Source organism: Streptomyces sp. NPDC002057 (assembly GCF_040296665.1).
GTDB lineage: Bacteria > Actinomycetota > Actinomycetes > Streptomycetales > Streptomycetaceae > Streptomyces.
Genome location: NZ_JBEOXR010000002.1, coordinates 253,076 through 266,863, shown reverse-complemented (window position 1 = coordinate 266,863; position 13,788 = coordinate 253,076). Strand labels below are relative to the sequence as shown.

Below are 13,788 nucleotides of genomic sequence, written 5' to 3'. Positions count from 1 at the left end.
AATGCCCTCCGTCCCCCGGCCCGCGCTCAGCAGCGGCCCAGGATCCCCCGGTCGTAACCGGCGGCGACGGCGGCCGCCCGGTCCTTGACCCCCAACTTGCCATAGATGTGGGTGAGGCGGGTCTCGACGGTGGCCTCGCTGATGAAGAGCTCGGCGGCGGCCGGCCGGAAAACCGGATGAGACGTGTCAGTGGTGAACCGTATGGTCGGGCCTGATGCCCGAGAAACCTGTCGCCCCAGAGCCCCCCGCCCCCGACGCCCCCGACCGCTCCGCGGTGCGGGTGCTGCTCCGTCTGTGGCCGTACGTGCGGCCCGTGCGGGGGCGTCTGTTCACCGCCGCGGTCGTCGCGATCGTCGCCTCCTGTCTGTCGCTCGTGATCCCGCTCGTCCTGAAGTGGCTGGTCGACGGCCCCGTCGCGGACCGGGACCCGGGCGGGGTGTGGCTGGGCGCCCTCTACCTGCTGCTGCTCGGCATCGCCGAGGCGCTGCTCTTCGGGTACCGGCGCTGGCTGGTGGCCCGGCCGCTCTCCGGCGTCGAGGCACGGATGCGGGCCGACCTGTACGGCAGGCTGCAGCGGCTGCCGATCGCCTTCCACGACCGGTGGGCGTCCGGGCAGCTGCTCTCGCGCGGCACGACCGACCTGATGCTGGTCCGGATGTTCCTGGCCTTCCCGCTGACGTTCCTCCTGGTCAACGGGGTGACGATCCTCGCGGGTTACGTCCTGCTGCTCGCCCAGGACTGGTCCCTCGGGCTCGTCCTCCTCACGCCCGTCATCCCCCTGGTGATCGTCTGCTCGATCTTCGAGGGCAAGTACGGCACGGTGGCGCGCCGCGCGCAGGACCAGGTGGGCGATCTGACGACGGTCGTCGAGGAGAGCGTCCTCGGCATCCGCATCGTCAAGGGCTTCGGCCGCCACCGCAGCCAGGCGAAGGCCTTCCGCGAGCTGGCCGACGGGCTGCGCGGCACGGAGCTGGTCAAGGCCCGCCTGCTCGCCATGATCTGGGCGGTCATCACCGTCGTCCCCGAACTGGCCATCGGCGCGGCCCTGGTGCTCGGCACCGTACAGGTCGCGGACGGGGACCTGTCGGCGGGCACGCTCGTCGCGTTCCTGTCGACGGCGCTGGCGCTGCGCTGGCCGGTGGAGTCGATCGGCTTCCTGCTCGCGATGAGCCAGGAGGCGGCGACCGCGACGGAACGGTACTTCGAGGTGATGGACGCCGAGGAGGAACCGGACACCCCCGCGGGGACGGACGCCGCGGACGGCCCCGCCGGTGTGCGCTTCGAAGGCGTGACGTTCCGCTACCCGGACGCCCCGGAGGGCTCCCCGCCCGTCCTGGACGGCATCGACCTGCACATCCGCCCCGGCGAGACGCTGGCCCTGGTCGGCGGCACCGGCTCCGGCAAGACCACGCTCACCGCCCTCGTACCGCGACTGCACGAGGCGTCCGGCGGCCGCATCCTGCTCGACGGCGAGGACATCGCCCGGATGGAGCGCGAGCGGCTGCGGTCCCTGGTGTCGATGGCCTTCGAGGAGCCCACCCTCTTCTCCGCCAGCGTCGGGGAGAACGTCCTCATGGGCACCGACGGGACGGCGGGCGACCCGGAGCTGCGGCGCGCCCTGGGCGTGGCCCAGGCCGACGGCTTCGTCGACCGGCTGCCCGAGGGCGCCGCGACCCAGGTCGGCGAGCAGGGCCTGAGCCTCTCCGGCGGCCAGCGCCAGCGGCTCGCCCTGGCACGGGCGGTCGTCGGCCGCCCCCGCTTCCTGGTCCTGGACGACCCGCTCTCCGCCCTCGACGTCCACACGGAGGCACGCGTCGAGGCGGCCCTGCGGGAGGTCCTGCGGGAGACGACGGCACTGGTCGTGGCGCACCGCCCGTCGACCGTGATGCTGGCCGACCGGGTGGCGCTGCTGTCCGAGGGCCGGATCGCGGCCGTCGGCACCCATCAGGAGCTGCTGCGGAGCAGCGAGGAGTACGCCTGGCTGATGTCCGGCGAAGGCAAGGCCGAGGACGGGAACCGATGACGGACACCACCACGCTCCCCGGGCAGCGGGCCACGGACGGCGACCCCTTCGACCGCGACGACCTGCCCGCACCCCGCGGGGCGACGGGCGCCCTGCTGCGTTCGCTCCTGGCCACGCACCGGGCCCGCGTCACCGTCGCCGCCCTGGTCCTGCTCGTCAAGGAGGGAGCGGTCCAGGCGGGCCCGCTCCTCGTCGCCTACGCGATCGACCGGGGCGTCCCTGCGTTCCGCGCCGGCGACCACGGACCGGTCGTCGCGGTGGGGCTCGGCTATCTCCTCTGCGCGGCGCTCTCGGGCGTCCTCCAGTACGCCTTCGTCCGCGGGGCGGCCCGGATCAACCAGGACGTCCTCCTCGACCTGCGCGGCCGGATCTTCCGCCACGCCCAGATCCTCAGCGTCGACTTCCACGAGCGCTACACCTCGGGCCGGCTGATCTCCCGCTCGACGACGGACGTCGAGTCGCTGCGGGAACTCCTCTCCGAGGGCCTCCAGGAACTGATCGGCGTGGTGCTCTCCTTCGCGTCGATCTCCGTCATCCTCCTCTGGCTGGACCTGGGCATCGGCGCGGTGGCGGTCGCCTCCTTCCTCCCCCTGTACCTCCTGGTGCGCCTCTACCGGAAGCGGGCGGGAGCGGTCTACGCCGAGCGTTCCACGGCCATCGCGGGCGTGATCGTGAAGTTCGCGGAGACGATGAACGGCATCCGCCCCGTCCGGGCGTTCCGCCGGGAGCGGGTGAACGAGACCGAGTTCGCGGCGCTCAACCACCGCCACGAGCGCAGCAACGGCGACGCGCTCCTGGAGATGGCCCGCTACGTCGTCGGCTCACGGCTCGTCGCGAACACGGCGGTCGCCGGCATGTGCCTGTGGGGCGCCTACCGGGTGGCCTCGGGCTCCCTGGAACTGGGCGTCCTGGCGGCGGCGGTGCTGTACATGCGGCGCCTGTACGACCCGATCGACCGCCTGGGCATGTTCCTCAACTCGTACGAGTCGGCGGCGGCGTCCCTCACCAAGATCGCGGGTCTGCTGGCCCAGGAACCGGGCGTACCGGAGACGACGGCGCCCAGGGAGCTCCCCGGCCGCACCGGGACCCCGGGCCGCGAGGTCGTCTTCGACGGGGTCCGCTTCGCCTACCGCACGGGCGGCGAGATCCTCCCCGCCTTCGACCTGACGATCCCGCCGGGCCAGACGGTCGCCGTGGTGGGCGCGACGGGCGCGGGCAAGTCGACCCTCGCCAAGCTCCTCGCCCGCTTCTACGACCCCACGGACGGCGAGGTCCGGCTCGACGGCGTGGACCTCCGTGACCTGTCCACCCCGGAACTCCGCCGGGGCGTCGTCATGGTCACGCAGGAGGCGTTCCTCTTCTCGGGAACGATCGCCGACAACATCGCGATCGGCCGCCCGGACGCGACCCGGGAGGAGATCGAGGCGGCGGCCCGCGCCATCGGCGCGCACGCCTTCATCACCGGCCTCCCGGACGGCTACGACACGGACGTCCGCAAGCGCGGCGGCCGCATCTCCGCCGGCCAGCGCCAACTGGTGGCGTTCGCCCGCGCGCTCCTGGCGGACCCGGCGGTCCTGATCCTCGACGAGGCGACCAGCTCCCTGGACGTACCGGGAGAGCGGGCGGTGCAGCAGGCGATGGACACGGTCCTGGCCGGCCGTACGGCGGTGGTGATCGCCCACCGCCTCTCCACGGTCGAGGTGGCGGACCGGGTCCTCGTCATGGAGGCGGGCCGGATCGTCGAGGACGGCCCGCCCTCGGCGCTCGTCTCCGGCGAGGGCCACTACGCGGGGCTGCACCGGGCCTGGCGCGAGAGCCTGGTGGGCTGACGCACGACGGCGGTGGGGGCCGGGGCGGCTCCCACCGCACCACGCGCGGGCGGGCCCGGCGTCGGCATTCCGCCGCGCCGCCTGCGGGCGGGCCCGGCTTCGGTCCCGCGTACCACCCGCCCCGCACCACGCGCGGGCGCGATCGGCTTCACCACCCCGCCGCGCCACCCATGAGGTGTCAACGCCGGGGGCGCAGCAGCGCGACGGCCAGCACCGCGGCCCCCACCATCACCACCGCGGCCCCCAGGGCCACCCCGCCCATGGCCTCGACGAAGGCGGAGCGCGCGGCGTCCACCACCGAGGGCCCGAAGGCCAGCGCGCCGCCGAGCGTCTCGCGCGCCGCGGCCGGAGCGGAGGCGGGCATCGCGGCGGTGTAGACGGCCGCGCCCACCGATCCGAGTACGGCCATGCCGAGCGCCCCGCCGAACTCCTGCCCCGATTCGAGCACGGCGGCGGCGGATCCCGCCCGCTCGGGCGGAGCCGCGCCGAGCGCCAGCTCGTTGGCGAGGGTCATGGCGGAGACGAGCCCACCGGCGTACACGGCTCCGGCCACGAGGACTCCCCAGAGCGGTGTGCCGCGATCGATCCCGACGAGCCACGAGAACCCTCCGGCGGCGACGAGGAACCCCGCCCCCATCACGTACGCCCGCTCCACCCGCCGGGCGATGCCCGCCGCCACGGGAGCGGCGAGAAGGACACCGCCGGTCGGCACGAGGCTCCACAGCGCCGCCTCGAACGGGCTGCGCCCCAGGACGGACTGCAGGTACTGGGTGAGGAAGACGGCGTACCCCACGGTCGCCACCATGGCGAGCAGGTTGACGAGAACGGCCCCGCCGTAGGCCCGGTTCCGGAAGAGCCCCAGGTCGACCATGGGGTGGGCGATCCGCCCCTGTCGACGCGCGAAGACGACGGCGAGCAGCAGCCCGGCCACCACGACCGCCACCGGAAGCGGCGCCCACCCGTCCTTGGCGATCTCCTTGATCCCGTGGATCACCGGCAGCACGGCCCCGAACGAGAGCAGGGCGCTGACCACGTCGAACCGCCCGCCGCCGCCCCCGCCCCTGGACTCGGGAAGCAGCAACGGCCCCAGCACCAGGAGCAGCGCCATGGCGGGCAGGTTGACGAGGAACACCGACCCCCACCAGAAGTGCTCGACGAGGGCGCCGCTGACGACCGGCCCGAGGGCGATGCCGCTCGCCATCACCGACGTCCACAGCGTCACGGCCTTGGCGCGCTGGCCCGGATCCACGAAGAGGACCCGGATCAGGGCGAGGGTGGCCGGCATCAGGCAGGCCCCGGCGACGCCGAGCAGCGCACGGGCGCCGATGAGGGCACCCGGACTCCCGGCGTACGCGGCGGCGACGGAGGCGACCCCGAACAGCGCGGCCCCGCCGAGCAGGACCCGCCGGCGCCCGATCCGGTCTCCGAGGGCTCCCATGGTGACGAGGAGCCCGGCGAGGACGAAGCCGTAGGTGTCGAGGATCCAGAGCTGTTCGGTGGCTCCGGGCTTCAGGTCGGCGCTGATGGCGGGGACGGCGAAGTAGAGGACGGAGATGTCCATGGAGACGAGGAGCAGCGGCAGCATGAGGACGCCGAGCGCGCCCCACTCCCGCCGTCCGGCGCGGACGGGGCCGGGTCCGGGGCCGGTCGTCGGTCCGGTGCCTGAGGTGAGTGTCATGAGGGGAGGGAAACAGCGGTACGTGTACGCCGCCACCCCCGCCCTAGTGCACCGGCAACCATCCCTGGAACAGGCAAGCTCAGAGCCTCGAACCCCTTCCCGGGCGCACTAGTACACTCCGGCCATGACGACCCTGCCGCCCTACCTCGCCGTCGCCGCCGAGCTCCGCCGCCGGATCCGGCTGGGCGAGCTGGCGCCCGGGGACCGGCTGCCGTCCACGCGGGCGATCACGCGCGAGTGGGGGGTGGCCATGGCGACGGCGACGAAGGCGCTGGCGGTGCTGCGCCAGGAGGGCCTGGCGCGCCCGGTGCCGGGGGTCGGCACGGTGGTGACGGCGGGCGGGCGACCGCCGGCCCGTCCGGCCCCGTCCGCGCCCCCGGCCGGCCCCAGGCCGGCGCCCGCCCTCACCCGGGGCCAGGTGGTCACGGCGGCCCTCGGCCTCGCGGACACCGAAGGCCTGCACGCCCTGACGATGCGTCGGGTGGCGACGATCCTGGGCGTCTCGACGATGACGCTCTACCGTCACGTCTCGGGCAAGGCGGAGCTGGTCCGGCTGATGACGGACGTGGCGTGCGGGGAGGTCCCCCTCGGCCCCGTCCCGCCGCACTGGCGGACGGGCCTGGAGCGGGGCGCTCGCTGGCTGCGCGACGTGTACGCGCGCCACCCGTGGCTGACCCACACGATGGCCTCGTTCACCAGGCCGGTCGCGACGCCGAACGCGATGGCGTACACGGAGTGGGTGCTCCGGGCGCTGCGCGGCACGCCGCTGACCCCCACCCAGAAGCTCCACACCCATCTGGCGATCCTGGCGTACATCCAGGGCCTGTCGATGGCGGACGACATGGAGGAGCAGGCACGCCAGGATTCGGGCATCTCCGACAGCGAGTGGATGGAACAGAACGAGCCACGATTCGACGCGATCCAATCGGCTGGCTCGTACCCGGAGTTGGCCTCGGTGGCGAGCGGCGGCGGGTACGGTCTCGATCTGCGGACGCTCTTCGAATTCGGGCTCGGGCGAACACTGGACGGCATCGCGTCCATGATCGACGAAACGTCCGGTTAACGAACACGGCCTTACGGGCAGCGAACGATTTCCGGCCAACTTGCCGACGCGCTCATGACAGGTCCCCGTCATTCCTGTCACTCTCTCCCCGGCTCTTCGCACCACAGTTCACGTCTTCACCCGAACGAGTCCGCGCCACCAGAACGAGTCCGCGTCACCTGAACGTGCTCCACAGCTCTGCTTGCTCCGCCCGGACGGACCTCACCCAGTCCGCCGGTACCCCCCTCGCAAGAAGGAGTCTGCGTGAGATCCACGCCCAGCCGTCGCGCCACCGCGACCGGCGCCCTGATAGCCGCCGCCGCCATGCTCACCGTGAGCGTCCAGACGGGTGCCGCCACCGCGGCAGACGCCCCCTGGAGCATCGCCCCCAAGGCCCAGCAGGGCACCTCGGCGAACCCCGGCAAGCTCCCGGCCGACCTCACCCCCGCCGAGCGCACCGCGCTCATCAAGGCGGCGGACGCCGACAAGGCGGCCACGGCCAAGACCCTCGGCCTCGGCGCCGAGGAGAAGCTGGTCGTCCGCGACGTCGTGCAGGACCGCGACGGCACGACCCACACGCGCTACGAGCGGACCTACGCCGGGCTGCCCGTCCTGGGCGGTGACCTGATCGTCGCCGAGACCCAGGCCGGCACCACCACCGGTGTCACCAAGTCCTCCCGCGCGGAGCTCAGGAACATCTCCACCACCGCCACGCTGGCCCCGGCCGCCGCCGAGAAGCAGGCCGTCGGCCTCGCCCAGGCGGACGGCTCCGACAAGGCCAAGGCCGACCGCGCCCCGCGCAAGGTCGTCTGGGCGGCCCAGGGCGTGCCCGTCCTCGCGTACGAGACCGTCGTCGGCGGCCTCCAGCACGACGGCACCCCGAACGAGCTGCACGTCGTGACGGACGCCAAGACCGGCGCGAAGCTCTTCGAGTGGCAGGCCATCGAGACCGGCACCGGCAACACGCAGTACAGCGGCACGGTCACCCTCGGCACCGCGCCCTCGTACACGCTGACCGACACCGGCCGCGGCAACCACAAGACGTACAACCTCAACCGGGGTACGTCCGGCACCGGAACGCTCTTCTCCGGGCCCGACGACGTCTGGGGCAACGGCACCGCGGCGAACCTGGAGACCGCGGGCGCCGACGCGCACTACGGCGCCGCGCTCACCTGGGACTACTACAAGAACGTGCACGGCCGCACCGGCATCAAGGGTGACGGCGTCGGCGCGTACTCCCGGGTCCACTACGGCAACGCGTACGTCAACGCCTTCTGGTCCGACTCCTGCTTCTGCATGACGTACGGCGACGGCGCGGGCAACAACAAGCCGCTGACCTCGATCGACGTGGCCGCGCACGAGATGACGCACGGCGTCACCTCCAACACCGCCGGCCTGGTCTACAGCGGCGAGTCCGGCGGCCTCAACGAGGCCACCTCGGACATCTTCGCGGCGGCCGTCGAGTTCTACGCCAACAACGCCAACGACCCGGGCGACTACCTCGTCGGCGAGAAGATCGACATCCGCGGCAACGGCACCCCGCTCCGCTACATGGACAAGCCGAGCAAGGACGGCTCGTCCAAGGACGCGTGGTACTCGGGCATCGGCTCGATCGACGTCCACTACTCCTCGGGCCCGGCGAACCACTGGTACTACCTGCTCTCCGAGGGCAGCGGCGTCAAGACGGTCAACGGCGTCTCCTACGACTCCCCGACCTCCGACGGCCTCCCCGTCACCGGCATCGGCCGTGACAAGGCCTCGCTGATCTGGTTCAAGGCGCTCACCACCAAGTTCGGCTCCTCGACCAACTACGCCGGCGCCCGCACGGGCACCGTCGCGGTGGCCACCGAGCTGTACGGCGCCGGCAGCCCCGAGGTCCTGGCCGTCGAGAACGCCTGGGCCGGCATCAACGTGGGTGCCCGCCCCGGCGGCGGCAACCCCGGCGGCAAGGTCTTCGAGAACGGTGCCGACGTCTCCGTCCCGGACAACGGCGCCGCGGTGACCTCCACCGTCAACGTCACCGGCGTCACGGGCAACGCGCCCGCCGCCCTCAAGGTGGACGTGGACATCGTCCACACCTACAAGGGTGACCTCGTCGTCGACCTCGTCGCCCCCGACGGTTCGGTCTACAACCTGCACAACCGGACCGGCGGCAGCGCCGACAACATCGTCCAGGCCTACACCGTGAACGCCTCCTCCGAGGTCGCGAACGGCGCCTGGAAGCTCCGCGTCCAGGACAAGGCCGCGGCCGACACCGGCTACATCAACAACTTCAAGCTGACGTTCCCGTAACCCGGGAACGACGGCGCACGGCGGTGCGCTGAGGTGTGAGGAAGCCCCGGGGGCCACGCCCCCGGGGCTTCCGCCCGTCTGCGTAGGGTTGGCGCCATGATCAGGGTGCTGCTTGCCGACGACGAGACGATGATCAGGGCCGGGGTACGGGCGATCCTCGCCACCGACCCCGGGATCGAGGTGGTCGCCGAGGCCGGCGACGGCCACGAGGCCGTCGAACTCGCCCGGGAGCACCGGCCCGACGTCGTCCTCCTGGACATCCGGATGCCCCGGCTCGACGGACTCGGCGCGGCCGAGGAACTGCGCGCGGCCGTACCGGAGGCGGCCGTCGTCATGCTCACCACCTTCTCCGAGGACGCGTTCATCGCCCGCGCGCTCGGCAGCGGCGTCAGCGGCTTCCTGCTCAAGTCCGGGGACCCGCGCGAACTCATCGCCGGGGTACGGGCCGTGGCCGGGGGCGGCGCCGCCCTCTCCCCCACCGTCGCCCGCCGGGTCATCGACACCCTCGGCGGCGAGCGCTTCACCCGCGCGGCGCGGGCCCGGACCCGGCTCGAACCGCTCACCGGCCGGGAGCGGGAGGTCGTCGCGCTCCTCGGCGCCGGGCTCTCCAACCAGGAGATCGCCGACCGCATGTACGTCGTCGAGGGCACCGTGAAGGCACACGTCAGCGCCGTCCTCGGCCGGCTGGGCCTGCGCAACCGGGTCCAGCTCGCGGTCCTCGCGTACGAGGCGGGCCTGGTCCCCGATGCGTGACCGCGTCTTCGACCTGCTCCTGTGGCTGCTGCTCTGCGTCCCCGTCCTGCTGAAGTCGGACCCGAACGACGGAGGCAGCTGGCTCCAGGTCGCCGTCGGGGTGGTGGTCCTCGGCGGCTGTGTCGCGGTCAGCCGCCGGTGGCCGCTGGTGCCGCTCGCGGTCACGGTCGCGGCGAGCCTGCCGGCCACCCTGGAACTGTTCACCCCCTCCTACAGCCTGGCCCTGGTCGCCTTCGGCTATCTCGCGGGACGGCGCCAGGAGCACACCCGGGCGGCGCTCTGGCTGTTCGGCGCCATCGCGGCGACCGGCCTCGTCCTCACCTCGGTCACCCACACCTCGCTCGGCCAGTGGTTCACCCTGCTGCTCGCGCTCGCCCTCGCCGTCGTCGCCCCCTGGCTGATCGGCCGGTACGTACGCCAGTACGACCGCCTCGTCCGCAGCGGCTGGGAGCTGGCCGACCGGATGGAGCGCGAGCACGCGGCCGTCGCCGACCGGGAGCGGCTGCGCGAACGCTCCCGGATCGCGGGCGACATGCACGACTCGCTCGGCCACGACCTGGCCCTGATCGCGATCCGCGCGGGCGCCCTGGAGGTCTCCCCCGAGCTGGGCGCCGACCAGCAGCGGGCGGCGGGCGAACTGCGCCGTGCGGCGGCGGACGCGACGGCCCGGCTCCGGGACATCATCGGCGTGCTGCGCGAGGACGGCGACCCGGCGTCGACGAGCCCGCCCGGCGAGACCGTCGAGGAGCTGACGGCCCGCGCCCGGGCGTCGGGGCTCGCGGTCACGCTGACCCCGGCCCCGGTGCCCGAGCTGCCGGGCATGTCGGGGCTCGCCCTGCACCGGGTCGTGCAGGAGGGCCTCACCAACGCGGCCAAGCACGCGCCCGGCGCGGCCGTCACGGTCTCCGTCACCCAGGAGGCGGGGAACGTCCGGGCCGAGGTGGTCAGCGGCCCCGGCGCCCCCGGCGGGACGCGCTCCCCCGGCTCCGGCGGAACGGGGCTCGTCGGCCTCGACGAACGGGTCCGTCTCGCGGGCGGCACCCTCGCCCACGGAGCCACCGGCGACGGCGGGTTCGCCCTCGCCGCCGTCCTGCCGCGCGGGGCCCCCACGCCGCTGCCCGCCGCGCCCACCTCGGCCCGCGAGCTGGACCGGGCCCGGCGCGAGGTGCGCAAGGGCCTCGCGCGGGCGATCTGGATCCCGCTCGCGCTCCTCGCCGCGCTGGGCCTGCTGATGGCCGGGGTCGCCCTGTGGACGCAGTCCCAGTCGTACCTGGAGCCGGACGACTACGCCCGGATCACGGTCGGGCAGTCGCTCGCGCAGATCGCCGAGCAGACCGACGACTGGCCCGAGCACCCGCTGGACGCCGCGCCGCAGGTGGCCCCGGCCGAACCGCCCGGCATGGACGAATGCCGGTACTACCGGTCGGCGATGCTCGCCGCGATCCCGGTGTACCGGCTCTGCTTCGTCGACGGGCACCTCGCCGACAAGGCCGAGGTGCCCTAGGGGCCCGTCGGCCCGGGGCTACCTCAGCAGGACCCCCGCCCCCTCCCCCGTCGACTCCTCCGGCAGGGCCACCAGACCCAGTTCGGAGGGGTGGGCGAGGAGCGGATGGGTGGGCCGGACCCGGACCGTGCAGCCGAAGGAACCCGTGCGGTCGAGTTCCAGGGTGCCCGCGTACGGCTGCCGGCCGTCCAGGTCCGGGCCGCCCGCCGGCTTCAGCGGGACGGCACGGGGCTCGGCGAGGGTGTCGTCGGCGTCGACCCGGCCGGTGACGGCCTGCACCTCGACGTCGTCGGCGCCGAGCGCGCCGAGCGCGACCCGGACCCGGACGACCGGGGTCGCGCCGAGCTCCGCGTCCGCGAGGTCGTCCACGAGCCCGTCACCGACCTCGACGTGGTCGACGGTCACCCGGGGCCAGGCCTCCCGCACCCGCGCCTTCCAGGCCGCGAGGTCCCGCGCCCGCTCCGGGGTGAGCGCCCGGCGGGCGGCGGCCGCGGGGACGTAGAGCCGCTCGACGTACTCGCGGACCATCCGGTCGGCGAGCACCTTCGGGCCGAGGTCGGTGAGGGTGCGCCGGACCATCGCCGTCCAGTCGGCCGGTACGCCGTCGGGGCCGCGGTCGTAGAAGCGGGGCGCGACCCGGCGTTCGATCAGCTCGTAGAGGGCGGAGGCCTCCAGGTCGTCGCGGCGGTCCTCGTCGGCGGCGGCCGCCCCGTCGGCGGTCGGGATGGCCCAGCCGAAGTCGGGCTCGAACCACTCGTCCCACCAGCCGTCGAGGACGGAGAGGTTGAGGCAGCCGTTGAGGGCCGCCTTCATCCCGCTGGTGCCGCAGGCCTCCAGGGGGCGCAGCGGATTGTTGAGCCAGACGTCGCAGCCCGGGTAGAGCCCCCGCGCCATCTCCATGCCGTAGTCGGGCAGGAAGACGATCCGGTGCCGGACCCGGGGGTCGTCGGCGAACCGGACGAGTTCCTGCACGAGCCGCTTCCCGCCGTCGTCGGCCGGGTGCGCCTTGCCGGCGACGACGAGCTGCACGGGCCGCTCGGGGTGGAGCAGCAGGGCCCGCAGCCGGTCCTTGTCCCGGAGCATGAGGGTGAGCCGCTTGTACGAGGGGACCCGGCGGGCGAAGCCGATGGTGAGGACGTCGGGGTCGAGGACGGAGTCGGTCCAGCCGAGTTCGGCGGCTGCGGCCCCGCGCTGGAGCCAGGAGGCCCGCAGCCTCTCCCGTACGTCGGTCACGAGCCGTTCGCGCAGGGTGCGGCGGAGCTGCCACAGCTCCCGGTCGGCGGGGTCGGGGCCGAGCCGGCCGACCTCGGGGGCGACCCAGGTGGGGGCGTGGACGCCGTTGGTGATGGAGCCGATCGGCACCTCGTCGGCGTCGAAGCCCGGCCAGAGCCCGGCGAACATGGCCCGGCTGACGGCCCCGTGGAGGGTGGAGACGCCGTTGGCGCGCTGGGCGAGGCGCAGGCCCATGGCGGCCATGTTGAAGACGCCGGGTTCGCCGCCGAGCGCGGTCTCGTCGCCGAGGGCGAGGACCCGTCCGGTGTCGACGCCGGGCAGCGCGCCGTCCTGGCCGAGGTGGCGGGCGACCAGGCTCCGTTCGAAGCGGTCGATGCCGGCCGGGACGGGGGTGTGGGTGGTGAAGACGGTCCCGGCGCGGACGGTCTCCAGGGCGCTGTCGAAGTCGAGCCCCTCCCCCTGGAGTTCGCGGATGCGTTCGAGGCCGAGGAAGCCGGCGTGGCCCTCGTTGGTGTGGAAGACCTCGGGGGCGGGGGTGCCGGTGAGCCGGGTGTACGTCCGGACGGCGCGGACCCCGCCGATGCCGAGCAGCATCTCCTGGAGGAGCCGGTGCTCGCTGCCGCCGCCGTACAGCCGGTCGGTGACGCTCCGTTCGCCGGGGGCGTTCTCCTCGACGTCGGAGTCGAGCATGAGGAGCGGGACCCGGCCGACGCGGGCGACCCAGAGGTGGGCGTGCAGGCTGCGCCCGCCGGGCAGGGCGAGGGTGATCCGGGCGGGGGTGCCGTCGGCCTCGCGGAGCAGGGAGACGGGCAGCTCGCCGGGGTCGAGGACGGGGTACTGCTCCTGCTGCCAGCCGTCGCGGCCGAGGGACTGGCGGAAGTAGCCGTGCCGGTAGAGCAGGCCGACGCCGATGAGGGGGACGCCGAGGTCGCTGGCGGACTTGAGGTGGTCGCCGGCGAGGATGCCGAGACCGCCGGAGTACTGGGGCAGGGCGGCGGCGACGCCGAACTCGGGCGAGAAGTAGGCGAGGGCGGCGGGGGGTTCACCCGGCTGGCGCTGGTACCAGCGGGGGGCGTGGAGATAGGTGTCGAGGTCCTCGGCGGCGGACCGCAGCCGGGCCAGGAACTCCGGGTCGGCGGCGAGCGCGGCGAGCCGGGGGGCTTCGAGGGTGCCGAGGATCCGGACGGGGTCGGCTCCGGAGGGTCCCTCGGGCGCGAGGGAGTCGAAGAGGGCCCGGGTGGGCTCGTGCCAGGACCAGCGCAGGTTGTGCGCGAGGTCGGCGAGGGGTCGAAGGGTGTCGGGGAGGACGGGACGCACGGTGAATCGACGGATTGCCTTCACGCGTTCCACCTTCGCAGGCGAGTACGGAGCGGAGTGGACGCACCACGCTGTGCGTCCGTCGTTCCGCTCCGACGTTAGGGCACGACGCCCCGC

Annotated in this window: 8 protein-coding genes and 1 pseudogene; 6 read left to right on the top strand and 3 right to left on the bottom strand. The window is 73.7% G+C overall.

The genetic code is table 11. The features are described 5' to 3' along the window. Positions 1 to 26 precede the first annotated feature (26 nt). Positions 27 to 167, bottom strand: a pseudogene (locus tag ABT129_RS03005) (response regulator transcription factor); the annotation flags it as partial. 47 nt (positions 168 to 214) lie between these two features. Between ABT129_RS03005 and ABT129_RS03000 the strand changes: the two are divergent. Then, the gene (locus ABT129_RS03000; protein ID WP_351895787.1) at positions 215 to 2,023 is read left to right on the top strand and encodes an ABC transporter ATP-binding protein; all 1,809 of its coding nucleotides are present in this window, start codon (positions 215 to 217) and stop codon (positions 2,021 to 2,023) included. Next, positions 2,020 to 3,852: an ABC transporter ATP-binding protein gene (locus ABT129_RS02995; RefSeq protein WP_351895784.1), complete on the top strand. Its 1,833-nt coding sequence runs from the start codon at positions 2,020 to 2,022 to the stop codon at positions 3,850 to 3,852. The genes ABT129_RS03000 and ABT129_RS02995 overlap by 4 nt, the downstream gene beginning before the upstream one ends. 178 nt (positions 3,853 to 4,030) lie before the next feature. Here ABT129_RS02995 and ABT129_RS02990 read toward each other — a convergent pair whose 3' ends face one another. After that, positions 4,031 to 5,530, bottom strand: a complete 1,500-nt coding sequence (locus ABT129_RS02990; RefSeq protein ID WP_351895782.1) for an MFS transporter — start codon at positions 5,528 to 5,530, stop codon at positions 4,031 to 4,033. Positions 5,531 to 5,654: 124 nt separating this feature from the next. Between ABT129_RS02990 and ABT129_RS02985 the strand changes: the two genes are divergently transcribed. From ABT129_RS02985 to ABT129_RS02970, 4 genes are all read left to right on the top strand, one after another. Continuing rightward, positions 5,655 to 6,593 (top strand): TetR/AcrR family transcriptional regulator C-terminal domain-containing protein, encoded by a 939-nt coding sequence (locus ABT129_RS02985; RefSeq protein WP_351895780.1) that lies wholly within the window; start codon positions 5,655 to 5,657, stop codon positions 6,591 to 6,593. 243 nt (positions 6,594 to 6,836) lie between these two features. Then, a complete protein-coding gene (locus ABT129_RS02980) occupies positions 6,837 to 8,864 on the top strand; it encodes a M4 family metallopeptidase (protein WP_351895778.1) in 2,028 nt (675 codons plus the stop codon). A 96-nt stretch (positions 8,865 to 8,960) separates the two neighbouring features. Beyond that, entirely contained in the window at positions 8,961 to 9,617 is a 657-nt protein-coding gene (locus tag ABT129_RS02975; RefSeq protein WP_351895776.1) for a response regulator, read from the top strand. Further along, entirely contained in the window at positions 9,610 to 11,121 is a 1,512-nt protein-coding gene (locus ABT129_RS02970; RefSeq protein ID WP_351895773.1) for a sensor histidine kinase, read from the top strand. The genes ABT129_RS02975 and ABT129_RS02970 overlap by 8 nt, the downstream gene beginning before the upstream one ends. Before the next feature lie 18 nt (positions 11,122 to 11,139). Here ABT129_RS02970 and glgP read toward each other — a convergent pair whose 3' ends face one another. Then, the gene (gene glgP / locus ABT129_RS02965; RefSeq protein ID WP_351895771.1) at positions 11,140 to 13,695 is read right to left on the bottom strand and encodes an alpha-glucan family phosphorylase; all 2,556 of its coding nucleotides are present in this window, start codon (positions 13,693 to 13,695) and stop codon (positions 11,140 to 11,142) included. Positions 13,696 to 13,788: the final 93 nt, after the last annotated feature.

Excerpts from the sequence above, each read along its gene's own strand:
- ABT129_RS02995 (WP_351895784.1), top strand. The coding sequence starts at position 2,020 with ATGACGGACACCACCACGCTCCCCGGGCAGCGGGCCACGGACGGCGAC.
- ABT129_RS02990 (WP_351895782.1), bottom strand. The coding sequence starts at position 5,530 with ATGACACTCACCTCAGGCACCGGACCGACGACCGGCCCCGGACCCGGC.
- ABT129_RS02975 (WP_351895776.1), top strand. The coding sequence starts at position 8,961 with ATGATCAGGGTGCTGCTTGCCGACGACGAGACGATGATCAGGGCCGGG.
- ABT129_RS02970 (WP_351895773.1), top strand. The coding sequence starts at position 9,610 with ATGCGTGACCGCGTCTTCGACCTGCTCCTGTGGCTGCTGCTCTGCGTC.
- ABT129_RS03000 (WP_351895787.1), top strand. The coding sequence starts at position 215 with ATGCCCGAGAAACCTGTCGCCCCAGAGCCCCCCGCCCCCGACGCCCCC.
- ABT129_RS02985 (WP_351895780.1), top strand. The coding sequence starts at position 5,655 with ATGACGACCCTGCCGCCCTACCTCGCCGTCGCCGCCGAGCTCCGCCGC.